Source organism: Micromonospora hortensis, assembly GCF_022230935.1.
In the GTDB taxonomy this organism is placed as follows: domain Bacteria; phylum Actinomycetota; class Actinomycetes; order Mycobacteriales; family Micromonosporaceae; genus Micromonospora; species Micromonospora hortensis.
Genome location: NZ_JAKKFE010000012.1, coordinates 135,708 through 157,879, shown reverse-complemented (window position 1 = coordinate 157,879; position 22,172 = coordinate 135,708). Strand labels below are relative to the sequence as shown.

The following is a 22,172-nucleotide window of genomic DNA, read 5'->3' as shown; positions in this document are numbered from 1 at the left end:
ATGAACGGTCTACCGGAAGTCGGTCGCGTGGTCGGTGGCCCATTGCGCGAATGTCCGCGCGGGTCGGCCGGTCAGGCGCGGGACGATGTCTGCCCACTCCTGGTTCGTCCGGGCGGGGGCACGCGCGGATTCCGCCCACATGGCGAAGATCCAGTCGACGAACGCCTCCGGATAGCCGTTGCTGATCCACTCGACTCGGGCCTGGGCCGGATCGAGTTCGTCGAATCGCACCGTGGCACCGATCGCAGTGCCGATCGCGTCGACCTGCGAGACGGTGGTGAGCGCCTCGGGGCCGGCAACGGTGTAGGTCCGGCCGGTGTGGCCGTCCTCGACGAGCACCCTCGCGGCGACCGCGGCGATGTCCGCCTCATGGGTGGGCTGGGTCACCGCAGCCCCGTACGGCCGGCGGACCACCCGACCTTCCTTGATGGTTGGAGCCCAGTCCAGCCAGTTCGCGGCGAGCTCTCCAGGTCGCACATGCGTCCACTCCAGACCGGAATCCTCGACCGCACGCTCGACCGCCAGGTATCCGTCCTCACTGTCATCGGTGTCGGCCAGCGCCCCGGACAGCACGACGATGCGCCGCACGCTGGCCCGCTTCGCAGCAGCAACAACGTCACGCGCTGTCCGTCCGACCGGGAACAGGTACATCCGCTCCACACCGTTCAACGACGGCTCCAGGGACGGCGGGTCGGTCAGATCGCCGCCGACGACCTCCACCCCGTCCGGAAGGCTCGACGCCGACGGCGTCCGCGTCAGTGCGCGGACCCGATGACCGGTCTTCACCAGTTCGGCGACGACGTGTCGGCCCACCATGCCGGTGGCACCCGTGACCAGAATCGTCATCGTGTCACCTCCGGCCGGAAGTCGGCGGCGTGATCGTTGGCCCACCGGGCGAACGTGCGCGGTGGTCGCTCCGTCACCCGCAGGTAGGTGTCCGTCGGCGGCAACGCTCCCGTCCCGTCGACCGCGTCGGCGAGCAGCGCAATCATCCAGTCGACGGTCTCCTCATCGAAGCCGTCGCGCAGCCATTGCCTGCGCGCCTCGGCCGGATCGAGCTCCTCGAATCGCACCTGCACGCCGATGGCGGCGCCGATCGCGGTGACCTGCTCCGCCTGCGAGACCTTCACCGGGCCGGTGACGGTGTACGCGGCACCGACATGGTCGTCGGTCAGCAAGGCCGCGACCGCCACATCGGCGACGTCGGCCTCGTGGACCACCGGATAGCCAGCGGACGCGTACGGCCCGCGCACCACCCGTCCGGCCCGGATCTGGTCGGCCCACTGCAGAGCGTTGGCGGCCAACAGGCCCGGCCGCACATGGGTCCATTCAGCGCCGGAGGCCTCCACCAGCAGTTCCAACCCGCGGTGCGCTTCCCGCTCTTCGGTCAGGTGCCGGCCGAGGGCGCCGTCGCCTCCGGTTCCGGCTGGGAACCCGGCCGCCGCTGCGGAGTGCACGACGAACCGGGTGACGCCGGCCTTGACCGCCTCATCGACGAACCCATGGTCGGGCGCGGCGTACACGAAGGGGAACAGGTACACCGACTGCACTCCGTCCAGCGCCGCCGGCCAGGTGTCGGGACGTTCGAAGTCTCCCTGGACTACCTCGGCGCTGTCCGGCAGCCGGCTTGTCTGCGGCCGGCGGGTCATCGCCCGCACCGGTTGCCCGGCCCGGACCAGTTGGGCCACCACCTGGCGACCCACGTTTCCGGTCGCTCCGGTTACTAGGATTGTCACGTTGCTCCTTCTCGAATACCTGGAGTGGGGCAATAGACCGCCGCCGCGAATCCACGGCCAATGGCGCGGCGGCGGTCACCACGCAGGCTAGGCGGAGATTTCAAAAGTCGCACATCGTACATATGTACGACATGCACGGCCACCGCACCCGGTTGCGTCGGTCTTCCGGCTGGCGCGGGTACCCCTACGCACGGCGTTGCTCAGCCGGTGCCCTGCACAAGCAACGCGGCGTCTGGAGGGCGGCGGCAGTAGCGGCCGAAGGCTGGCCATCCTCCGTTAGGCGGCGCTGTCCTGGCGTCGTGGCGTCTTCGGTCTCGCCCGGAAGTGGACCTGCTCACCCTGCTGGCCGAACAGGCTGAGGAACTCGGCCCCTGCACCCTCGAGCGTCCCGAACCAGTGAGGAGTACGGGTGTCGAACTCGGCGGCCTCGCCGGGAAGGAGGACGAGGTCGTGACTGCCGAGCATGAGGCGTAAGCGCCCGTTAAGGACGTAGAGCCACTCGTAACCCTCATGCGTGCGGAGGTCCGGCGTGTCCGATCCGCCTGCCCCGAGGACAATCTTGAACGCCTGGATGCCACCCGGCCGGCGTGTGAGCGGGAGCAGGGTCGCCCCGTCGCGCCTGACCGGACGCAGGTTGATCCGCGGGTCGCCGCTCGCGGGGGCATTGACGAGGTCGTCCAACGTGACTTGGTAGATCTTCGCGAGCGGGAGCAGCAGTTCGAGGCTGGCACGTCGTTGGCCCGATTCCAGCCGCGACAGGGTGCTCTTCGAGATGCCGGTTCTCTCGGCCACGTCGGTGAGGGTGAGGCGGTGGCTGCGCCGCAGCTGTTGCAGCCGGGGGCCGGCGGCGGCGATGGCCTCTTCCAATTCATCGGACATCCCCCGATGTTGCCATAACTGGGAAGGAAGTTGTCGTTCCGCCGGTTGCGGCGCACTGTCGTGCCCGGAGGTGATCGACGTGAAGAACCACGGAGAACGGGCCGCGCGAGCGGTTGATGTTGTGATCATCGGTGGTGGTGCCGCCGGCCTGAGCGGAGCGCTGATTCTCGCCCGCTCCCTGCGCTCGGTTGTCGTCATCGACGCAGGTCAGCCGCGCAACGCCCCTGCGGCCGGAGTGCACGGACTGCTCGCCAGGGAGGGCACCGCGCCCGGCGAGTTGCTGGCGGCGGGCCGCGACGAGGTCCGCGGCTACGGCGGGGAGATTCTCACCGGAGAGGTCAGTGGCGCCCGTCGTGACGACGACAGGTTCGCCGTCACCCTCGCCGACGGAACGCAGTTGCATGCCCGTCGTCTGCTGGTCGCGACCGGCCTGGTCGACGTGCTGCCCGACGTGGCCGGGCTGGCACCGCAATGGGGGCACGACGTCGTGCACTGCCCCTATTGCCACGGCTACGAGGTACGCGGACGGGCCATCGGAATCCTGGCCACCGGCGCGCCGTCGGTGCACCACGCCCTGTTGTTCCGCCAGCTCAGCGACAACCTGGTCTACTTCACCCACCGCAGCGAACTCACCGAGGAGCAGCAGGAGCAGTTCGCTGCCCTCGGCATTGACGTGGTGACCGGGGAGGTGGCGGCCGCCGAGGCCGTCGATGGGAATCTGACCGGGCTGCGGATGGCCGACGGCCGCGTGGTACCGCGAGAGGTCATCGCGGTCGCGACCCGGATGGAAGCGCGCGCCGGCTTCCTCAGCGAACTCGGACTGCGCGCCGTCGAACACCCCAGCGGTATGGGGCACCATCTGCCCGCCGACCAGTTCGGCCGCAGCCCGGTGCCCGGAGTGTGGCTGGCCGGAAACGTCACCGACCTGACCGCTCAGGTCGGAGCGGCCGCGGCCGCCGGAGCGACCGCCGGTCAACACCTCAACGCCGACCTCGTCGCGGAGGACACCCGCACGGCGGTCGAGCGCCACCGCCCCGTGAGCGCAGGTGCCTCGTGACCAGCACGACCCGAAGCTGACCGAAGGTCGGCACCACTGTCCGACCCGAAGCCGGGGTTGGCCCAGCGCGCAGCCGGCGGCCCTCGCCGCGCCGCGCAGGGCCAATCTTCGGCGGGCACCACAAGGAAGGAACCATGGCCAACACGAACCCCACTGAGGTCGCCGAGGCGCCGCAGGTGCCGGTGACACGGCACCTTGGCTGGGCGCTCGCGCTCATCTCGGTCACCCAGCTGCTGATCGTGCTGGACGGCTCGATCGTCACCATCGCGCTGCCCTTCATCGGCGCGGACCTCGACATGTCCGGCGCCAGTCTCACCTGGCTCACCATCGGCTACGCGCTGTTCTTCGGTGGGCTGCTCCTGCTCGGTGGCCGGCTCGGTGACATGTTCGGCTATCGGCGGATGCTCGTCACCGGCATGGTGGGCTTCGCTGTCGCATCGGTGCTCGGCGGTCTCGCCGCGAACGGACCACTCCTGCTCGCCGTGCGCATCCTGCAGGGAAGCAGCGCCGCGCTCATCGCCCCCGCCGCCCTGGCCCTGGTCACCACCACCTTCCCGCTGGGTGCGGCGCGCAACCGCGCCTTCGGCGTCTACGCCGCGATGTCCGGCGCCGGTGCCGGGATCGGCCTGATCATCGGCGGCTGGCTGACCAGCATGGACAGCTTCGTGGGAATCGAGCTGGACGGCTGGCGCCTGACCTTCTTGCTGAACGTCCCGATCGCGCTGGCAATCGCCGTGTTGGCCCCGAAGCTGCTGCATGAGTCGCCCCGCCAGCGCGGGCTCGTCGACGTTCCGGGAACCGTCACCGGTTCGCTGGGCATCGTCGGTCTGGTCTACGGGCTCACCAGGCCCGGTGAGGGGCATGGCTGGGACGACCCGGCGACGATAGGGACCCTGGCCGTCAGCGTGGCCATGCTCGTCATCTTCGTGCTGATCGAGCGGCGCGCAGCCCATCCGTTGCTGCCACTGCGGATCTTCCGCAACCGGGTCCGGGCCGGTGGCTACCTGGCCCTGACGCTGGCCATGGCTTCGATGTTCGCCATGTTCTACTTCCTGACCCTGTTCGTTCAGCAGATCCTCGGCTACTCGCCGCTGCGGACCGGCATTGCCTTTCTGCCGTTCGCGCTCGGGATCGTAGTGACGGCGACCGTGGCGGGCAGGGCGATGACGCGGATCCAGCCGCGGATCATCGCCGGCATCGGCAGCCTGCTAGCTGCCTTCTCGATGGCGATGTTCTCACGGCTTTCGGTGGACGACAGCCCGGTCGCCGCGGCGCTGGCCGCCACCGGCGGCACCACGGTCGGCGGGAGTGTCAGCTACTGGGGCCAGGTGTTCCCGTACCTGATCACCATGGCCGTGGGCATGGGAATGGTGCTGGCCGGCCTCACCCCGGCCTCGCTCTACCGGTTGGCACCGCAGGACACTGGCGTAGGCTCCGGCCTGTTCAACGCCGCCCAGCAACTCGGTGGATCAGTCGGCCTCGCCGTACTCAGCAGCGTGTCCCTGTACTTCGCCGGGCAGCGCACCGAGCAGGTGCTCGGCCCGATCACCACAGCACTTCCTGGCGACCCCGACGCCGTGGGGCGGGCACTGTTGCAGGCGACCTTCACCGAAGGAGTCACCCACGCCTTCCTGGTCGGCTCGATCCTCCTGCTGATCGCGTCGCTGATCGTCTGGACGACCACCCGCGTCCAGCCGAATGACGCAGGCACCAACGACCAAGGCATGGGCTGAATCTGCACCGACGCTCCGGGAGGACCCCGGGGGCGTCGAACATCCGAGCGGATTCGGAGTGCGTATTGCCGGCTGAAGGTGCTGTGGTCACGGCTTCTGCACCTGCGTTCGAGCGCGGCGGCGTTGGCGGCGGCGTCCGGTGCCCTTCTTGTAGCGGAGCGACACTCGCGTCTGGTTCGACTGGACCCCCAGACGGGAGCGCCGTTATGGGAGCAAACGTTGAGGGCTGCTGAGGCACTACCGCCGCGCCGGATGTCTCGTGCCGATCCCGTCCGCTCACGTGGGCTTGTTCGCAGCCTGCGCGTATGGGGTGTTAGCTTACGGCTCCCTTGATCAGGAAGAGTGAGACTTAAGAATGCATGACTCCCAGGCCGCCCTCGGTCCCTCTGCTGGTTCGAGACTTCGGCGTCGGTGGATCGGCCTGGCGGCGGCGTCGGTTGTCCTGCTCGCTCTGGTGGGTGGCGCCGCGGTGTACTGGCAGCTAGCCGACCGTGGGGATGAAGACCCGGGAGTGACGGGATGCCGGTCGGCGGGGATGTTGGTTCGCGCCGAGCAGGGGGAGATAGCGCCCGCTGACGAGCTGCGGCGGATGGGTGAGCTGTTCCAACGGTCGGCTTACGAGGACCTGAAGTCTGCGGGCGTGACAGCGGTGGGAATGGTGCAGCGTGTGCAAGATCCTCGCAGTGCGGGTCCGGGAGGGGACTTCCTGCGTTCCCGGTTGGGTCAAGCCATTCCGGCGATGATCGCTGCCTGCGGGAACCACCAGGTCACCGTCAAGGCATAGCGCGGGCGTCCGCGACGCCGCTGGCGTTCGGCTGTGGCAACTCGCTATAGCTGAGTCGTTAGCTTCGCCGACCGGGACGCCCAAGATCGGACGGCCAGGGCTCGTTGTCGAGGAGGCGTTCGGCGGCGGTCGCGCTGCTTGGCCAGAGGGACGGACGTGGCCTCTCGTGCGGCGGGGGCAGGAGCCGTCGAGTCGGTATCAATTGCATGCGGTGACGGCCACGTCCCCCGCGGAGTGGTGTAGAGCCGTGAGTCTCTGCTCGCCCGTTCAGTCTCGGGGTCGAGTTGGGGTTTTGCCGGGCATGAGGTGGAGGGTGTTGGTTGCGGCGTTGGTGACTTCATGCCATCGCGGGTGGGTGAAGTAGTCGTCGTCGGGGGCGGTGGGTCCGAGTTCGTCGAGGATGGCCGTCAAGGGTTCGAGTGTTGCGCGGATCGCGTTGGCCTCGCTGGTGCTGGCGAGGATGGTGCCGATGTCGTCGCGGGGATGACGCTGGTCCCAGAAGGTGTCGTCGATGAGCCAGTGGACGGCTTCGGTCAGGCCGGGCCAGGGGATGGGCTCATGTGGGCGCAGCGCCGCGAGGATGGACAGGGCGTTGATGATGTCGGCCCTGCGGTCGGGCCAGGCGATGGTGGTCATGCTGCTGCCAGTTCGGTCGTTGCGATGGTGAGGGCGGGCGTGGCGATCAGTGCCATGGTGCCTTCGGCAAGGTAGCGGTGGTCGCCGGTCTGCCATCCGTCGTGTGTCGCACCGAAGAGGTCCCTGGTTCGGATACCAGCATCACCCACTCTCAGTTCCGCGAGTCAGAGGCCGTTTCCCGAGTTCGGGAGGCGGCCTTTCTGGTCGCGTACAGCAGTTTCTGTACGTCTTCAGGCGGCCCTGAACGGGCCGCAAGCGCCGCCGCCTCGGCACGCGTCCGTTGCTCCGCTGGCGCTCCGACTCCGGCCATGCAGAACACCCGGCGGCTGGCGCGGAGAGCGGGAAGTCCGGGGCCGCCGCTGACGGTAGCGACCCGGGGGCGAGCCGAGCCGATGCGGCGGTCAACATCGGCCAGCAGTGGCCCGCCCCGCCAGTTGACTCGGTCGTCTGCCGCTCCACCGCCAGCAGGCGCTAAGCTCGTCCGCCCTGACTCAACCGCATTCCTCAGGTTAGACGTGTGAGCCTTCCGTGGTGGCTCGGACGATCTGCACGGCGGCCTGGGCGGGAGTCAGGTTCGTAGTGTCGACGACCTCGGCCTCGGCATGTAGCCACGTGCGGGCCGCCTCGGCGTAGGGCTTGAGGTACTTGAGGCGGAACGGGGAGGGGACGGGGTGTTCCCCCTCGATACGCCCGCGGAGGGTGGCTTCGTCAGCGTGGAGAACGAAGTGCCGTACCGGGATGGCATGGTGGTCAAGGCCTGTGCTGATTTCGCGCCAGTACTGCTCGACCAGGACGGTCATGGGCATCACCAGAGTGCCGCCGGTGTAGTCGAGCACGCGGCGGGCGGTCTCGACGACGAGTTGCCGCCATGGCGGCCAGTGCTGGAAGTTGTCCGTGGCGGGTAGCCCGGGTGTGATGTCCATGAGTGTTTCGCCGACCTTCTCGGCGTCGAACACCCGTGAATCCGGTATCAGATGCTGCACGAGCGCGCTGGTCGTCGTCTTGCCCACGCCGTGGGTGCCGTTGAGCCATACGATCACGGGACACGGTAACGCGCTTGAGCAACCGGATAACGTGCACAGGACTTGTGCGCGAGACGTCAGGCATCAAGGTGGCAAGAGCCGGCAGCTCGCCTCCGCATCCCTCGGCGGAGACCCTGGAGATGGCGTCAAGATCAGGCCGCCTCCAGGCTGTCTGAGGTCAACTAGCAGTGACCACCGATGACCGTCTATGACCTCTTAAGCCCAGGTCGTAGGGCGTCTCGTCCAGTTTGATCGACTACGCCCATCACCGAGATCAATACCACGCCAAGTGATGACGCTTACTCCTGCGGCGGGTGAGTGAGCCAGGCCAGGGGGTTGCCCGCTGAGGGCGGCGTCGGCAAGGCGGTGGGCGCTGGCGGTCTTGAGTGCCGCTCGTGAGCTGTCGATCCAGCGCTGCACGGTGTCGACGCCCTGGTGGCGGTACTCGACGGCTTGGACGAGGCATTCCAGCTTGTCGGCGTCACGGGCGGCAATGTCCGGGCGGCGCGCTTGAGGACGCCAGCCTCGAAGATGACGTTCATCGCTTGAGTCGCGGCGGGATTGTCGAGAGCGAGACCGCGTCGTGCGGCCAGCAATGCCCAGATGTTGTGGATGTTGAGGTCGACGAAGGGGTGCCCTGGATCGAGGCGATGGACCAGGTGTTGCTCGCTCGCAGGCGTCGTCGGGGTGCCGCGTCCCGGGTTCGGCGGTGTCACGTTCGCTGTGTCTGAGGGTTCATCTCTGTGAGCCTTGGCGATGGGATGGTGTGACCGATGGACGAGAATGACTGGTTGGCCGCGCGCTTCGAGCAGCACCGACCCCGGCTGCGGGCGGTGGCTTATCGAATGCTCGGCTCGCTGGCTGACGCGGACGACGCTGTTCAGGATGCCTGGCTACGGCTGAGCCGGTCCGACGCGAATCAGATCGACAACCTCGGCGGATGGTTGACCACTGTCGTCGCCCGGGAGTGCCTGCACATGTTGCGCTCTCGCCGACGCCGCCGGGAGGATCCGTTCGCCACGCACCTGCCCGACCTGGTTGTCATCCCGGACGGGGACCCCGACCCCGAGCAGGAGGCGTTGCTGGCCGACTCGGTGAGCTTGGCCCTGCTCGTCGTGCTCGACCAGCTCACTCCTGCTGAGCGGTTGGCGTTCGTGCTGCACGACATGTTCGACCTGCCCTTCGAGGAGATCGCCGGCATCGCGGGCCGCACCCCGGCCGCCGCGCGACAACTCGCCAGCCGGGCACGGCGCCGGCTGCACGGTGCCGAGATCCCGTCACCCGGTCCGGATCTAGCGCGCCAGCGGCGGGTCGTCCGTGCTTTCTACGCGGCTGCGTGGACCGGTGACTTCGACGCCCTCGTGCAGGTCCTCGACCCCGACGTCGTCCTGCGCACCGACTTCGGCACTGCCAGGCCGGCGACCGTCGTTCGCGGCGCGGCGGCCGTGGCCAAGCAGGCCCGCGCCCCACGCGGTGGCCAACTGCGCCCCGCCCTGGTCAACGGCGCGATCGGAACGTTGATCACCCGCGACGGGCAGCCGTTTTCTGTCATGGCCTTCACTGTCGCGGGTGACAAGATCGTCAGGATCGACGTTGTCCGCGACCCCGACCGCGTCCACCGCCTCGCGTCCGCCCTCCTGAATCAGGCGGAGCGACCAATGGGGTGAATGCCGAGCCCCACTTCCACGAGCGGTGGGTCTGATGCCGCGTGACCGGACGGCGCAGCATCAGGCCAACGACTCGAGATATCTCTGGGTTTCCCGCTTCTTGAAGTACTGCGCCCAGCCCGCCGGCTGCGCGTTGAACCCCGGTTCGCGGGCGGTGTGGTCGGCACCGTGCTCGACCAGCAGGCGCGCGATCGACAGCTCACCCGCTGCCGCCGCATGGTGCAAGGCGGTGGCGCCGACGGCGGTGACACCGTTGACGCCGAAGCCAAGATCGATGAGCAGCCGGACCGTTGGCCAGTTGCGCGCCTCGGCCATCCGCGTAACCAGGTCTGCATGCCGATCGCACAGCCCAGGGTCGGCGGACAGCATCGACCGCATCGTCGCTTCGTCGGCGGCCTCGGCGGCTTCTTCAAACTGCACTGTGTCCTCCTCGTGTGTTTGCACTCGTGCTTATGAGCCCAGACGACGAGCCAATGTGACAGGGCGAGGTACTCGAACGCATCGTCATGGACACGACTGGCCTGACGAAGACTGCCTGGCCGGTGGGGTCATCTGTGAGTGGACGTGGCTCGGTCGCGCCTGGTAGGCAGGCGGACGTGCGAATCGTCTCCCTGCTGCCGGCGGCCACGGACATCGTGGCCATGCTCGGCCTGACCGGGCACCTGGTCGGCCGTACCCACGAGTGTGACTGGCCGTCGGGGGCCCTGGCCGACATCCCGGCGGTGACCGCGACGTCCCTGCCGGAGACGTTGACGAGCCGGGAGATCTCGGCGGCGATCGCCGGTGACGCGCACCGAGGCTCGTCGGTGTACCAGCTCGACGTCGCCATGCTGGAGGGGTTGAAGCCGGATCTGATCCTGACCCAGGATCTGTGCGACGTGTGTGCGGTCTCCTACGAGCGGGTCAACGACGCGGTTGGTCTGATCGATCTCGACACCAGTGTGATGTCCCTGGAGGCGAGGACCATCGACGGGATCCTGGACACTGTCGATGCCGTGGCCGCGCTGACCGGCGCCGAAGGCAGGGCGGCGGAGATCCGAGCTGACGCCGAGCGTCGCCTCGCCGCGTTGCCGGGGTCGGTGCCCGGCGCGCCGACGGTGCTGTTCGTCGAGTGGCTCGACCCGTTGATGCCCGGCGGGCACTGGGTGCCGGAGCAGATCGCCTACGCGGGCGGGCGGTCGCTGCTGCTCGGGCCGGGCGCGCACAGCACCCCGCACCTGTGGTCGGTGGTCGCCGACCTGGCCCCCGACGTGGTGGTGTTCGGGCCGTGCGGGTTCACGCCCGAGCGAACCGTCGACGAGTTGTCCGTGGCGACCGCGCAACCCGGTTGGGCGGACCTGCCCGCGGTGCGTGCCGGGCAGGTGTGGGTGGTCGACGGGCCTGCCTACTTCAACCGTCCCGGCCCGAGGGTCGTCGACGGCGCGGAGATCCTCGCCGGCATCCTCGCCGGCCGCCCCGACTCCCGCGCTCGGCGGGTGCCCCTCGACGTCGGCTGACGCTGCCGCGCCCGAGTGGCGGCGGCGGACCTCCGATGCCGATCGTCGGTTGCCCCCGGCAGGCGCACCGCACCGCATCGAGGGTCAGGCGCGTACCCCCGCTGTGGCGGCCAGGTCGACGATCCGGTCGCTCCAGCGGTCCAGCAGGGTCTGGTCGTGAGTGATGACCAGGACACCGGCACGCTGGGTTCGCTGGTAGTCGCGGATGACGGCGGCGACGTGCGCCTGGGTCGAGGCGTCGAGCATCGCGGTGGCCTCGTCGCAAAGCAGGTAGTCGGGGCGGTGGACGAGGGCCCGGGCGAGGCAGGCGCGTTGCAGTTGCCCGTCGGACACCGCGTGCGGACGACGGCTGCGCAGGTCCGCGGTGAGGCCGACGAGGTCGGCGAGTTCGGCCACCCGTTCCCGGACAACCGACTCGGGCGTCCGGGTGGCGCGCAGCGGTTCGGCGATCAGATCGGTGAGGCTCAGTCGAGGGTCGGCGGCGGCGCGTGGGCTCTGGAAGAGCACGGCGACGCGGGTCCGCAGGCCGACCGGCACGGCGTAGCGCACGCCGTCGACAGGGGTGCCGTCGATGCTGACCCGTCCGCGGTCGGGGCGGTGCAGGAGCGCCAGGACCCGGACCAGTGTCGACTTGCCGCAGCCGGACGGGCCGCGAAGGCCGACCGTCTCGCCCTGGTCGATGCGCAGAGTGACGCCGTCGAGCACGACCTGCCGGCCGTACCCGACGGTCACGTCGTCGGCGAGCAGATGCGGCGAGCTGGTCACGTGACGGCTCCGGTGGTGATCGGGTGGTGGCAGGCGACCGTGCCGCCGCCGGTGACCGGTGTCGGCGGTGGCTGGCTCGCGCAGATGTCGGTGCGGCGTGGGCAGCGGGGCGCGAACGCACACCCGGGGGGCAGCGCGGTGAGCATCGGCGGGTCGCCCGGCACCGGTCGGAAGGCGCGGTCCGGCAGGGCGTCGAGCAGCGCCGCCGCGTACGGGTGGGTTGGTGCGGTGAAGAGTTGGTCGGCGTCCCGGTGCTCCACGATGCGACTGGCGTACATGACGGCGACGGTGTCGGCGACCCGCTGCGCGGCGGCTAGGTCGTGCGTGATGAGCACGACGGCCGAGCCCTCGTCGCAGCGGCGGCGCAGCAGGTCGAGGGTGTGGTCCACCAGCGGGCGGTCGAGGCCGGTGGTGGGCTCGTCGGCGATGAGCAGCGACGGGTCCGGTGCCAGCGCGAGCGCGGTGACCAGGCGCTGCGCCATGCCGCCGGAGAGTTCGTGCGGGTAGCGGTCCAGGTCGGCCGGGTCGAGCCCGACGTCGACCGCGAGCCGATCGCCGTCCTCGCGGCCCCGGCCGTGCGCCCGCAGCGTCTCGGTGAGCAGTCGTCGCCCGGTGCGGACCGGGTTGAGCGCGGTGGCCGGGCTCTGCGGGACCAGGCCGACCCGGCGACCGCGTACCCGGCGGGCCAGGTGGCGCTGACCGCAGGTGACCAGGTCGACCGGGTCGGCGTCCGGGTGGTGCAGGACGGCGTGGCCGGTGATCGTGGCGTTGCCCGGCAACAGGCCGAGCAGGGCGTGGGCGAGCACGGACTTGCCGCAGCCGGACTCGCCGACGACGGCCAGGAGTTCGCCGGCCCGTACTGTGAGGTTGAGGTCGGTGACGGCGTGCACGCTCGTGTCCCGGAGCCGGAACTGGACGCCGAGACCGTCCACGGTGAGCAGCGGCCGACGCACGGCCCTGCGGCCGGGTGCCGGCGCGGTGAGGCGTTCGGTGGTGGTCACAGGTGCAGCTCCGCTCGGACGCGGGGATCGAGGCGGTCGCGCCAGCGGGCGGCGAGGACCGCGATGGCGAGGGTGACGACGACGATGACCGCGCCCGGTGCCAGGCTGGCCCACCAGGCACCGGTCAACAGCGACCCCTGGCCGTCGTTGATCATGTTGCCCAGCGAGGCGAGGTGCGGCGGCAGACCCAGACCGAGGAACGACAGGGCGGTCTCGTGCCACACCGCGTGCGGGATCATCAGGGTGGTCGCCAGGGCCAGCCGTGGCAGGACGTGCGGAAGCAGGTGCCGGGTGAGGACCCGGAGTCGACCGGCTCCGCCGCTGATGGCGGCGTCGATGAACGGTCGGGTCCGGAGGCTCAACAACTCGGATCGGACGATGCGGGCGGTGGAGAGCCAGTGGGTGAGCCCGACGGAGGCGATCACGGCACCGAGGCTGGGACGCAGCATGGCGACGATGAAGATGCCCAGCAGCAGGTGCGGCATCGCGGCGATGGTGTCCACGATCCGCATCAGGATCCGGTCCACCCGGCCGCCGAGCGTGCCGGCGATCCCACCGACCACGCCGCCGAGGACTGTGGCGACGAGCGCGGCGACCGCGCCGACGAGCAGCGAGACCCGCAGCCCGTAGACCGCGCGGTGGGCCACGTCGCGGCCCAGGTCGTCGGTGCCGGCGAGGTGGGTCCAGGACGGCGCCAACCGGGTCTGGTCCAGCGCTACAGCGCTCTGGTCCAGCGGCCAGACCAGCGGAGCGAGCAGCGAGCCGGCGATGGCCACGAGCAGGACCAGGCCGGCCGCGAGGGCACCGGCGCGGCCGGGCCGTAGCCGCAGCCGTGACCGGGCCACCCGCAGCAGCGGCGGTCGGGCAGCGAGGTCAGCCATCGAGTCGTACCCTCGGGTCGGCGGCGGCGTAGGCGAGGTCGGTCGCGAGGTTCGCGGCCAGCACCACTGCCGTGGTGACCAGCGTGATCGCCGCCAGCAGCGGGAAGTCGCTGCCCAGCGCGGCCGCGACAGTGACGGCGCCGAGGCCCGGCAGCGAGAAGACCGTCTCGACCAGCACCGCCCCGCCGACCAGTTCGGGCAGGTGGGTGCCGACAAGGGTGAGGAACGGCAGCAGCGCGGTCCGCAGCGCGTGCCCGAACAGCACCGTCCGACCGGGCAACCCGCGTGCGCGCGCCGCGAGAACGTGGTCGTCGCGCATGCTCTCCGCCACCGCGTCCCTGACGAACAGCACGAACCACGGCGCCTGGGACACGGCCAACACCGCGACCGGCAGGATCAGGTGGTGCGCCACATCGGACCAGGACGTGCTGGTCGCTGTGACGTCGGTGAGCCCGCCCGCCGGCAACCAGCCCAGGGCCAGCGCGAACACGGCGATCGCGGCCAGGCCCAGCCAGAACACCGGCATCGACTGCACCGCGTACGCGGCCGCCCGCAACGCGCGGTCGAACAACCCACCCCGACGGTACGCCGCCAGCGCGCCCAGCAGCAGGCTCGCGACCAGGACCAGGGCGAGGGCCACACCGATCAGGAGCAACGTCCAGCCGGCCCGGGCGGCGAGCACCGAGGCGACCGGCTCGTGGCGGCTGGTCGACCACCCCAGGTCGCCCTGGACCAGGTTGCTGATCCAGCGCAGGTACTGCACCGGCAGGGGGTCGTCGACGCCCCAGTTCGCGCGCAGCTGGGCCAGGTTCTCCTCGCTGGCGGTGAAGGCCGCCGCGCCCGCGTACTGCTTGGCGGGGTCGACCGGCGAGGCGGCACCGAGGGCGAACATCCCGACGCTGGTCGCGGCGAGCACCGGCACGGCGACGAGGAGCCGACGCCGGACCACCGCACCGGCCCCGGCCAGGCGACCGGAGCGGCTCACGACCGGGTCCAGGTGTCGATGTTCCACCAGAGGCTGTTCGCCACCCCGTGCTCGTGCGCCTCGACCCGAGGCGCCACGCCCCGCACCGAGGACTTCAGCACGTAGGTGTGCCGTAGGTAGGTGAGGAACAGCCACGGTACGTCGGCGGCCAACTGCTTCTGGAACTGCGCGTACGCGGCAGTGCGAAGGGCAGGGTCGATCTGGTCGCGACCCTCCTGCAGGGCCCGGTCGGTCACCTCGGAGCGGTACGAGCCGGGGTTGAAGTAGCCCTGCCCCGCGAACGACGAGCCGAACAGCTTGTACGAGACGAAGTCCGGGTCGTACGGGGTGCCGTAGCCCATCAGCAGGGCGTCGGACTTCATCCGGGGGTCGATGGCGTCCCAGGTCAGCCCCGCCGGGGTGACAGCGATGCCGACCTTCTTCGCGTCGGCGGTGACGGCGAGGGCCAGGTCCTTGCGCAGCGTGTCGCTCGCCGGGTACATCAGCGTGAACCGGGCCGGTCGGCCGTCCTTGACGCGTACTCCGCCGGGGCCGGGGGCCCAGCCGGCCGCGTCGAGCAGCGCTCCCGCCGCCGTCGGGTCGGCGGTCGGCTTGCCGACGATCGACGGGTCGGCGAACTCGGAGGTCGGCGGAATCGGCCCGAACGCCGGTTCGCCGGCGCCACCGAGGAGCCCGGTCACCATCGCGGCCCGGTCGACGGCCAGGTTGAGCGCCCGACGGACCGCCGGGTCGGCGAGGACGGCGTTGCCCGTCGGCAGCATCACGCCGCGGTAGTCGGCGGTCGGCACCCGCTGCACCCGGTACGTGGCGTCGGCGTCGAAACCGGAGGCCAGCTTCGGCGGCAACTCGGCGGCGTCGAACTCGCCGGCCCGCATCCGCTGGGCGCGGACGTTGTCGTCGGCGACGAACGCGACCACCACCCGGTTGTTCTTCGGCCGACCACCGAAGTAGCGCTCGTTGGCGGTGAGCACCAGTCGGTCGCCCGGCGTCCAGGAGTCGACCCGGTACGGCCCGGTCCCGATCGGCTTGCGGTTGAACCCGGCGGTGTTGATGTCCTGCCCGCTGAGCAGCTTCGCCGGCACGATGCCGAGGGTGAGCCTCTGCAGGAACGGCGCGTACGGGTAGCGCAGCCGGAACACCACAGTGGCCGCGTCGGGCGCGGTCACCGACTCGACCATGTCCAGGTCGGAGCGGAGCGTCGAGTCGACAGTCGGATCGAGCACGGCCTGGTACGTGAAGACGACGTCCTGGGCGGTCAGCGCGGTGCCGTCGTGGAACTGCACGCCGTCGCGGAGCTTCGCGGTCACTGTGCGTCCGTCGGGGGACAGCTCCGGCAACGCCGTGGCCAGACCGGCGACGAGGCGGTTGTCGGCGTCCCGGCTGACGAGGCCGTCGAAGATCAGCGAGGCGCCGTCGACGCCGTAGTTGAGCACCGGGTTCAACGCGTCCGGCTCGTCGGAGGTGGCGACGACAAGCGTCGCGCCGCCGGCTGAGCCGTCGGGGTCGGCCGGGGCCGAGCACCCGACGAGGACGAGCATCCCCGCCGCCGCGGTCGACGCCACGAGGCGTCGGAAGGTCGGACGCATCCGGGTCACAGAGGGCTCCTGTGGTGTGGGGAGGATCGTTGTTCGGGTGGGCGCAGCGCCGCAACCGTTGATCAACACGGTGGCACAGTTGCAAGTCTTTGGCAATTACCAGAGCTATGCATCATGTGGTTGATCAGGAGTCGTCCGTCGGTGGTGACGGTCACCGGTGACCGGCTAGGGTTCCCTGATGTTCCGCGCCGTCGTGTTGATCGCTGCTGTGGTGCTCGCCGCGGATCAGCTCACCAAGTACTGGGCAGAGTCCGCGCTCGCCGGCGGGCAGACCATCACCGTCGTCGGCGACCTGCTGCAACTGCGGCTCTTGTACAACCCGGGCGCCGCCTTCTCGATCGGCTCCGCGTACACCTGGATCTTCGCGGTGTTCGCGGCGGCGGCGGTGGTCGCGGTGACTGTCGTCGCGTGGCGGGTCACGTCGCGCGCCTGGGCGGTGGCGTTGGGCCTGGTGCTCGGCGGCGCGACGACGCACCTGCTGGACCGCCTCTTCCGGGAGCCGGGGTTCGCTCGCGGGCACGTGGTGGACTTCATCGACTACGCCGGGTTCTTCGTCGGCAACGTCGCCGACATCGCCCTGGTGGTCGGCGTGGGCATCGTCATGCTGCTCAACGTGCGCGGCGTTCCGCTGCGCGCGACGGCGAGCGAGCCCCGCAGCGACGAGCAGGTGCCGTCGTCAGGCTCTTGAGCCGCCCGGCGGGCTGATCAGGACGACCTCCAGCCGGCGTGGACCGTGCACTCCCTCGACGCGGTTGAGCTCGATGTCGCTGGTGGCGGACGGGCCGGAGATCCAGGTCAGCGGGGCGCGCGGGTCCAGTCGGGTGAGCGCCTCCGGCAGCAGACCGACGACCTGGTCGGTGCGCACGACGCAGATGTGCCGATCGGGCACCAGGGTGAGCGCGCGCCGCCCCTGCGCCGGGCCGGCGTCCAGGATGATGGTGCCGGTGTCGGCGACCACGACGGCGCAGCCGGTCAGGACCGCGTCCAACTCGTCGAGCGCGGCCGGTGACAGCGGGGGAGCGTCGCGGTGCAGCTCTCCGGCGTAGCCGGCCAGCCAGTCGGCGGGGACGTCGGTGGGGACGGCGAGCCGGTCGACCCCATCGAGCAGTCGGGGGAGGGCGTCGATGCCAATGTGGACGATGGCCCGGTAATCCTCCAGGCGATCGACAAGGGTTTCGATCACGTCGGAGCGGTCGTCGACCCGGCGGTACCCGCGGGGCACCTGCACCGGCGGCGGGCTGTCGGCCAGCGCCGTCCGGAGCCGCGCCAGGATCTCGTCACGTGCGCTCACTGCTTACCCCACCATTCCCGGAAGGTCTGCGGCGCGGGCAGCGGCAGGTCGCGCGACCGGGTCCACGCCGAGGCGGGCCAGGGCAGTCGCCGCAGCGTCCGAGCGCCGGTGCGCCGCTCACGGTACGCCCCGAGCGGCCCCGCGCCGGCCCGGGCCAGGCGCAGGGCGGCGGCCCACCGTCGAGGGCTGCGCATCGCCCAGGACAGGACGCGCATGGTGGCCCGTTCGACCGGTGGGTGCGGTGCCTGCTGGCGGAGATGGACCAGGATCTCCGGAATATTGATCTTCACGGGGCACACGTCGTAGCAGGCGCCGCAGAGGGTCGACGCGTACGGCAACGAGGCGTTGTCGGCCACGCCGGTCAGCTGCGGCGACAGGATCGCCCCGATCGGCCCCGGGTACACCGAGCCGTACGCGTGCCCGCCGGCCCGTTCGTACACCGGGCAGACGTTGAGGCACGCGGAGCAGCGGATGCACGACAACGCCGGCCGCCCGACCGGGTCGGCGAGCACCGCGGACCGGCCGTTGTCGACGAGCACGATGTGCACGTCCTGCGGGCCGTCGCCGGGGGTGACGCCGGTCCACATCGAGGTGTACGGGTTCATCCGCTCGCCGGTCGAGGATCGCGGCAGCAGTTGCAGGAAGACTTCCAGGTCGGTGAAGGTCGGCAGCAGCTTCTCGACGCCGACGACGCTGATCAGCGTCTCGGGGAGGGTGAGGCACATCCGGCCGTTGCCCTCGGACTCCACCACCACGAGCGTGCCGGTGTCGGCGACGGCGAAGTTGGCGCCGGAGACGGCGACCCGGGCCGAGAGGAAACGCCGTCGCAGGTGGGCGCGGGCCGCCTCGGCCAGCGCGGCCGGTTCGTCGCTCAGGTCGGCCGGCGCGTCGGCCATGCGACGCTGGAAGATCTCCCGGATCTGGGCCCGGTTGTAGTGGATCGCCGGCACCAGGATGTGCGAGGGGGTGTCGTCGCCGAGCTGCACGATCAGTTCCGCCAGGTCGGTCTCGTACGCGGCGATCCCGGCGGCCTCCAGCGCCTCGTTGAGTTCGATCTCCTGGGTCGCCATCGACTTGACCTTCACGACCTCGTCGGCCCCGGTGGCCCGGGTCAACGCGACGACGATCCGGCACGCCTCGGCCGCGTCGCGGGCCCAGTGCACTGTGGCGCCGGCAGTGGTGGCGGACGCCTCGAACTGCTCCAGCAGCTCCGGCAGGCGACGTTGGACGTCCGCCTTGATCGCCGAGCCGGCGTCGCGCAGGGCCTCCCAGTCGGGTACCTCGTCGACGACGCGTGCTCGCTTGGCCCGGATGGTGCGGGTGGCCCGATGCAGGTTGGCCCGGAGTTGCGTGTCGGCGACGGCCGGCTTGGCGGCGGTGGGGAACGGCAGCGGCGTGCGGATTCGCCCGCCCCCGGTGGCGGGTGCGACCGGTGGGTTCATGAGGTGGCTCCCGTCTCGGCGAGAATCTCGGCGTAGTGCACGGCCCGTACGCCCGAGCGGTGGCGGTCGAGGCCCCCGCCGATGTGCGCCAGGCAGGAGTTGTCGGCGGCGGCGAGCACCCGTGCGCCGGTGTCGCGGACCCGGGCGCACTTGTCGGTGAGCATCGCGGTGGAGACGTCCGGGTTCTTCAGGGCGAAGGTGCCGCCGAAACCACAGCACTCCTCGGCGTCGCCCAGCTCGACCAGCTTGATCCCGCGGACCTGACGCAGCAGGGTCAGCGGCCGGTCGCCGAGGCGCAGCATGCGCAGGCCGTGGCAGGTCGGGTGGTAGGTGACAGTCTCCGGGAACTCGGCGCCGACGTCGGTGACGCCGAGAACGTCGACGAGCAACTCGGACAGCTCGTACGTGCGGGCGGCCACCGAGGTGGCGGGCGGGTGCAGGTGCGGGTACTGGTCGCGGATCATCGCGGTGCACGAGCCGGATGGCGCGACGATGGCGTCGTAGGAGTCGAAGACGTCGACGTAGTTGCGCACCATCGGCAGGGCCTCGGCCCGGTAGCCCGTGTTCGCGTGCATCTGCCCGCAGCAGGTCTGGTCGGCGGGGAAGTCGACGGTGTGGCCGAGTCGCCGCAGGATGCGGGTGACAGCGATGCCGGTGGCCGGGAACGCGAGGTCGTTGACGCAGGTGATGAAGAGGGCGATCCGCATGGCGGCTCCTCGGAGGTGTGGGGGTGGGTCACGCCGAGTCGCGCGGTGTTCCGGGGGTGGCGAGCTGGTCGAAGGCGGGCAGGTGACGCTCCCGGGCGGCGCTGAGGTGGGCGCGCATCGCCTCGGTGGCGGCTGCCGCGTCGCCGGCGACGATGGCGGCGGCGATGCGCTGGTGCTCGGTGTTGGTGTCCGGTGCGCCGGCGACCGGGAAGTAGAGGCGGTGCAGGTGCAGGTGTGAGTGCAGCCGGGTGATGGTGTCCCGCAGCAGCGGGCTGCCGGAGACTTCGGCGATCAGGTCGTGGAACTTCGCGTCCAGCGCGGTGAAGGCGGCGTGTCGGCGATAGCCGTCGCCGGCCTCCACGTCGATGCTCGCCGCCGCCTCGACGCTGATCCGTTGGCGGGCTTCGGCGGAGGCGTGCGTGGCGGCGCGTCCGGCGGTGGCGCCCTCCAGCAGTTGACGGACGTCGAACAGGTCGTCGAACTCGGCGCGACTGAGCAGCGGCGTGGTGGTGTAGCCGGAGAGCGGGCGTTTACGGACCAGGCCGTCGGCCTCCAGCCGGGCGAGGGCCTCGCGGACCGGGGTGGGGGAGACGTCCAGCTCCCGGGCCAGCGCGTCGATGTTGACCCGCTCGCCGGGGGGAAGGATGTGGTCCATCACCAGCGTCTTTATCGACTCGTAGACGTCCTCGGTGAGGGTGAGTCGACGGGCGGGACGGAGTCGACCCTCGCGAGGTTCCTGCTGGGCCATCTCGTCTCCTCAGCCACCCCTTGACTGTGCCGGTGTGAGCGAGTACACACTAGCAAGGCAACATCCTATAGGAAATAGGGGCTTTGCGTCCTATGCACTGGAGGTCGGGTTCGTGAGATTCATGCGCGTCGGGCCGGTGGGGCGGGAACGCCCCGTGCTGTACGTCGACGGTCGGCACTTCAACCTCTCGTCACTCACCGCCGACATCGACGGCGAGTTCCTCGCCAGCGACGGCGTCCGGCGGGTCCGCGAGGCCACCGACCTGCCCGAGATCGACGTCACCGGTCAGCGGGTCGGCGCACCGATCGCCCGGCCCGGGGTGGTGCTCTGCGTGGGGCAGAACTACGCCGCGCACGCCGCCGAGTCGGGCGCCGCGCCACCGACCGACCCGATCATCTTCTATAAGGCGCCCAACACCGTCGTCGGCCCGTACGACGAGGTCCTGATCCCGCGCGGATCGACGAAGACCGACTGGGAGGTGGAGCTGGCGGTGGTGATCGGCCGACCGGCCCGCTACCTCGCCTCACCGGCCGAAGCCCTCGGGCACATCGCCGGGTACGTGCTCTCCAACGACGTCTCCGAACGGGACTTCCAACTCGCCGTCTCCGGCGGCCAGTGGTCGAAGGGCAAGTCCTGCGAGACGTTCCAACCGTTCGGCCCATGGCTGGTCACCGCCGACGAGATCGGCGACCCGCAGGCGCTGCGGCTGCGCTCCTGGGTCAACGGCGAGCCCCGCCAGGACTCCAGCACCAAAGACATGATCTTCGACGTGGCGTACCTGGTCTGGCACCTGTCCCAGTTCACCGTCCTGGACCCGGGCGACGTCATCAACACCGGCACCCCGCAGGGAGTGGCGCTCTCCGGCCGGTTCCCGTACCTGGCCGCGGGCGACGTGATGGAGGTCGAGATCGACGGCCTCGGCCGGCAGCGCAACACGCTCCGGGACGCCTGATGCGGTGTGACGGTCTCGTGGCGGTGGTGACCGGAGGCGGATCGGGGATCGGTCTTGCCTGCGTGCGGGCGTTCGCCGCCGCCGGCGCCCGGGTGGGTGTCCTGGACCTGGAGCTGTCCGGCCTGCCGGAGGATCCCGGCGTACTCGGCGTTCGGGCGGACGTGGCCGACCGGTCCTCCCTCAGCGCGGCCGTCGCCTCGGTCGCGGCAGCGTTCGGCGGCATCGACATCCTGGTGAACAACGCCGCCATCTCGGCCGTGGGCACTGTGGAGGAGGACGACGACGAGCAGTGGAGCCGGGTCCTCGACGTCAACGTCTCCGGCGTGGCCCGAACCAGCGCCGTCGCCCTGCCGTACCTGCGCCGGTCGTCGTCAGCGGCGATCGTCAACATCTCCTCGATCGCGGCGACAGTCGGCCTGCCCCGACGCGCCCTGTACTCGGCGTCGAAGGGTGCCGTGCACGCCCTCACCCTCGCCATGGCAGCCGACCTGGTGACGGAGGGCGTCCGGGTCAACTGTGTCGCCCCCGGCACCGTCGACACGCCCTGGGTGGCCCGCCTGCTCGCCGGCGCGGCCGACCCGACGGCCGAGAAGCGGCAGTTGGCCGCCCGCCAGCCGACCGGCCGCCTGGTGACAGCCGACGAGGTGGCCGCCGCCGTCGTCTACCTCGCCTCGCCCGTGACCAGGTCGGTGACCGGTACCTCGCTGGCCGTCGACGGCGGCATGTCCGGCCTGCGCCTGCCCGCCCCGGTGCCGCCCGCGGCTGGTACTGCCGAACCGGGCGCGTGACATGATT

At 70.5% G+C, this 22,172-nt stretch carries 22 protein-coding genes and 2 pseudogenes; 7 read left to right on the top strand and 17 right to left on the bottom strand.

Annotation, left to right across the window (positions count from 1 at the left end; all coding sequences use genetic code 11):
• Positions 1-9 precede the first annotated feature (9 nt).
• The 3 genes from NIE111_RS09285 to NIE111_RS09275 all read right to left on the bottom strand — a co-directional run bounded on the left by NIE111_RS09285 (position 10) and on the right by NIE111_RS09275 (position 2,615).
• A complete protein-coding gene (locus NIE111_RS09285) occupies positions 10-846 on the bottom strand; it encodes an NAD(P)H-binding protein (RefSeq protein WP_238683983.1) in 837 nt (278 codons plus the stop codon).
• On the bottom strand, positions 843-1,736 hold the full coding sequence (locus NIE111_RS09280; RefSeq protein WP_238683982.1) for an NAD(P)H-binding protein: 894 nt from the start codon (positions 1,734-1,736) through the stop codon (positions 843-845). The genes NIE111_RS09285 and NIE111_RS09280 overlap by 4 nt, the downstream gene beginning before the upstream one ends.
• A gap of 276 nt (positions 1,737-2,012) precedes the next feature.
• Positions 2,013-2,615 carry a helix-turn-helix domain-containing protein gene (locus NIE111_RS09275; RefSeq protein ID WP_238683981.1) on the bottom strand — a complete coding sequence of 201 codons (603 nt, stop codon included), beginning with the start codon at positions 2,613-2,615 and terminating at the stop codon, positions 2,013-2,015.
• 79 nt (positions 2,616-2,694) lie between these two features.
• Here NIE111_RS09275 and NIE111_RS09270 point away from each other — a divergent pair, with 79 nt between their 5' ends.
• Both NIE111_RS09270 and NIE111_RS09265 read left to right on the top strand, forming a co-directional pair.
• Positions 2,695-3,672 carry an NAD(P)/FAD-dependent oxidoreductase gene (locus NIE111_RS09270; protein WP_238683980.1) on the top strand — a complete coding sequence of 326 codons (978 nt, stop codon included), beginning with the start codon at positions 2,695-2,697 and terminating at the stop codon, positions 3,670-3,672.
• Between the two features lie 134 nt (positions 3,673-3,806).
• Positions 3,807-5,405 (top strand): MFS transporter, encoded by a 1,599-nt coding sequence (locus NIE111_RS09265; protein WP_238683979.1) that lies wholly within the window; start codon positions 3,807-3,809, stop codon positions 5,403-5,405.
• 1,051 nt (positions 5,406-6,456) lie between these two features.
• On the opposite strand, the gene NIE111_RS09260 is transcribed toward NIE111_RS09265, so the two are convergent.
• The 4 genes and pseudogenes from NIE111_RS09260 to NIE111_RS09245 form a co-directional block, all read right to left on the bottom strand.
• Entirely contained in the window at positions 6,457-6,825 is a 369-nt protein-coding gene (locus NIE111_RS09260) for an SCO4402 family protein (protein ID WP_238683978.1), read from the bottom strand.
• A gap of 509 nt (positions 6,826-7,334) precedes the next feature.
• On the bottom strand, positions 7,335-7,865 hold the full coding sequence (locus NIE111_RS09255) for an AAA family ATPase (protein WP_238683977.1): 531 nt from the start codon (positions 7,863-7,865) through the stop codon (positions 7,335-7,337).
• Between the two features lie 281 nt (positions 7,866-8,146).
• Positions 8,147-8,342, bottom strand: a pseudogene (locus NIE111_RS09250) (HD domain-containing protein); the annotation flags it as partial.
• Positions 8,343-8,401: 59 nt separating this feature from the next.
• Positions 8,402-8,512, bottom strand: a pseudogene (locus NIE111_RS09245) (transcriptional regulator); the annotation flags it as partial.
• A gap of 108 nt (positions 8,513-8,620) precedes the next feature.
• Between NIE111_RS09245 and NIE111_RS09240 the strand changes: the two are divergent.
• A complete protein-coding gene (locus NIE111_RS09240; protein ID WP_238683976.1) occupies positions 8,621-9,514 on the top strand; it encodes a sigma-70 family RNA polymerase sigma factor in 894 nt (297 codons plus the stop codon).
• A gap of 60 nt (positions 9,515-9,574) precedes the next feature.
• Here NIE111_RS09240 and NIE111_RS09235 read toward each other — a convergent pair whose 3' ends face one another.
• Positions 9,575-9,958 (bottom strand): ankyrin repeat domain-containing protein, encoded by a 384-nt coding sequence (locus NIE111_RS09235; RefSeq protein ID WP_238683975.1) that lies wholly within the window; start codon positions 9,956-9,958, stop codon positions 9,575-9,577.
• A gap of 152 nt (positions 9,959-10,110) precedes the next feature.
• Between NIE111_RS09235 and NIE111_RS09230 the strand changes: the two genes are divergently transcribed.
• Positions 10,111-11,010 carry an ABC transporter substrate-binding protein gene (locus tag NIE111_RS09230; RefSeq protein ID WP_238683974.1) on the top strand — a complete coding sequence of 300 codons (900 nt, stop codon included), beginning with the start codon at positions 10,111-10,113 and terminating at the stop codon, positions 11,008-11,010.
• An 84-nt stretch (positions 11,011-11,094) separates the two neighbouring features.
• On the opposite strand, the gene NIE111_RS09225 is transcribed toward NIE111_RS09230, so the two are convergent.
• From NIE111_RS09225 to NIE111_RS09205, 5 genes are read right to left on the bottom strand one after another with little or no spacing between them, the layout of a single operon-like run.
• Positions 11,095-11,775, bottom strand: a complete 681-nt coding sequence (locus NIE111_RS09225; protein WP_238683973.1) for an ABC transporter ATP-binding protein — start codon at positions 11,773-11,775, stop codon at positions 11,095-11,097.
• Complete coding sequence (locus NIE111_RS09220) at positions 11,772-12,776, bottom strand: ABC transporter ATP-binding protein (RefSeq protein ID WP_238683972.1); 1,005 nt, start codon at positions 12,774-12,776, stop codon at positions 11,772-11,774. The genes NIE111_RS09225 and NIE111_RS09220 overlap by 4 nt, the downstream gene beginning before the upstream one ends.
• Positions 12,773-13,657, bottom strand: coding sequence for an ABC transporter permease (locus tag NIE111_RS09215; protein ID WP_238683971.1), 885 nt, complete (start codon positions 13,655-13,657; stop codon positions 12,773-12,775). Before NIE111_RS09215 ends, NIE111_RS09220 begins: the two co-directional genes overlap by 4 nt.
• Positions 13,650-14,669 (bottom strand): ABC transporter permease, encoded by a 1,020-nt coding sequence (locus NIE111_RS09210; RefSeq protein WP_238683970.1) that lies wholly within the window; start codon positions 14,667-14,669, stop codon positions 13,650-13,652. The genes NIE111_RS09215 and NIE111_RS09210 overlap by 8 nt, the downstream gene beginning before the upstream one ends.
• Positions 14,639-16,228 (bottom strand): ABC transporter substrate-binding protein, encoded by a 1,590-nt coding sequence (locus NIE111_RS09205; protein WP_238684379.1) that lies wholly within the window; start codon positions 16,226-16,228, stop codon positions 14,639-14,641. The genes NIE111_RS09210 and NIE111_RS09205 overlap by 31 nt, the downstream gene beginning before the upstream one ends.
• A 187-nt stretch (positions 16,229-16,415) precedes the next feature.
• Here NIE111_RS09205 and NIE111_RS09200 point away from each other — a divergent pair, with 187 nt between their 5' ends.
• A complete protein-coding gene (locus tag NIE111_RS09200) occupies positions 16,416-16,925 on the top strand; it encodes a signal peptidase II (protein WP_238683969.1) in 510 nt (169 codons plus the stop codon).
• On the opposite strand, the gene NIE111_RS09195 is transcribed toward NIE111_RS09200, so the two are convergent.
• The 4 genes from NIE111_RS09195 to NIE111_RS09180 are packed head-to-tail and all read right to left on the bottom strand — an operon-like array spanning position 16,914 to position 20,425.
• Complete coding sequence (locus NIE111_RS09195) at positions 16,914-17,528, bottom strand: LutC/YkgG family protein (RefSeq protein ID WP_238683968.1); 615 nt, start codon at positions 17,526-17,528, stop codon at positions 16,914-16,916. The genes NIE111_RS09200 and NIE111_RS09195 overlap by 12 nt on opposite strands.
• On the bottom strand, positions 17,525-18,970 hold the full coding sequence (locus tag NIE111_RS09190; protein WP_238683967.1) for a LutB/LldF family L-lactate oxidation iron-sulfur protein: 1,446 nt from the start codon (positions 18,968-18,970) through the stop codon (positions 17,525-17,527). Before NIE111_RS09190 ends, NIE111_RS09195 begins: the two co-directional genes overlap by 4 nt.
• The gene (locus tag NIE111_RS09185; protein ID WP_238659206.1) at positions 18,967-19,677 is read right to left on the bottom strand and encodes a (Fe-S)-binding protein; all 711 of its coding nucleotides are present in this window, start codon (positions 19,675-19,677) and stop codon (positions 18,967-18,969) included. The genes NIE111_RS09190 and NIE111_RS09185 overlap by 4 nt, the downstream gene beginning before the upstream one ends.
• Positions 19,678-19,705: 28 nt before the next feature.
• Positions 19,706-20,425 carry a GntR family transcriptional regulator gene (locus NIE111_RS09180; RefSeq protein ID WP_238683966.1) on the bottom strand — a complete coding sequence of 240 codons (720 nt, stop codon included), beginning with the start codon at positions 20,423-20,425 and terminating at the stop codon, positions 19,706-19,708.
• 112 nt (positions 20,426-20,537) lie between these two features.
• Here NIE111_RS09180 and NIE111_RS09175 point away from each other — a divergent pair, with 112 nt between their 5' ends.
• Complete coding sequence (locus tag NIE111_RS09175) at positions 20,538-21,377, top strand: fumarylacetoacetate hydrolase family protein (RefSeq protein ID WP_238683965.1); 840 nt, start codon at positions 20,538-20,540, stop codon at positions 21,375-21,377.
• A 26-nt stretch (positions 21,378-21,403) separates the two neighbouring features.
• On the top strand, positions 21,404-22,165 hold the full coding sequence (locus NIE111_RS09170) for an SDR family NAD(P)-dependent oxidoreductase (protein ID WP_308193648.1): 762 nt from the start codon (positions 21,404-21,406) through the stop codon (positions 22,163-22,165).
• Positions 22,166-22,172: the final 7 nt, after the last annotated feature.

Bases quoted from the DNA above. Each gene is read 5' to 3' on its own strand.
- NIE111_RS09260 (WP_238683978.1), bottom strand. From the start codon at position 6,825: ATGACCACCATCGCCTGGCCCGACCGCAGGGCCGACATCATCAACGCC.
- NIE111_RS09275 (WP_238683981.1), bottom strand. From the start codon at position 2,615: ATGTCCGATGAATTGGAAGAGGCCATCGCCGCCGCCGGCCCCCGGCTG.
- NIE111_RS09285 (WP_238683983.1), bottom strand. From the start codon at position 846: ATGACGATTCTGGTCACGGGTGCCACCGGCATGGTGGGCCGACACGTC.
- NIE111_RS09215 (WP_238683971.1), bottom strand. From the start codon at position 13,657: ATGGCTGACCTCGCTGCCCGACCGCCGCTGCTGCGGGTGGCCCGGTCA.
- NIE111_RS09185 (WP_238659206.1), bottom strand. From the start codon at position 19,677: ATGCGGATCGCCCTCTTCATCACCTGCGTCAACGACCTCGCGTTCCCG.
- NIE111_RS09265 (WP_238683979.1), top strand. From the start codon at position 3,807: ATGGCCAACACGAACCCCACTGAGGTCGCCGAGGCGCCGCAGGTGCCG.
- NIE111_RS09190 (WP_238683967.1), bottom strand. From the start codon at position 18,970: ATGAACCCACCGGTCGCACCCGCCACCGGGGGCGGGCGAATCCGCACG.
- NIE111_RS09180 (WP_238683966.1), bottom strand. From the start codon at position 20,425: ATGGCCCAGCAGGAACCTCGCGAGGGTCGACTCCGTCCCGCCCGTCGA.
- NIE111_RS09240 (WP_238683976.1), top strand. From the start codon at position 8,621: ATGGACGAGAATGACTGGTTGGCCGCGCGCTTCGAGCAGCACCGACCC.
- NIE111_RS09200 (WP_238683969.1), top strand. From the start codon at position 16,416: ATGTTCCGCGCCGTCGTGTTGATCGCTGCTGTGGTGCTCGCCGCGGAT.
- NIE111_RS09205 (WP_238684379.1), bottom strand. From the start codon at position 16,228: ATGCGTCCGACCTTCCGACGCCTCGTGGCGTCGACCGCGGCGGCGGGG.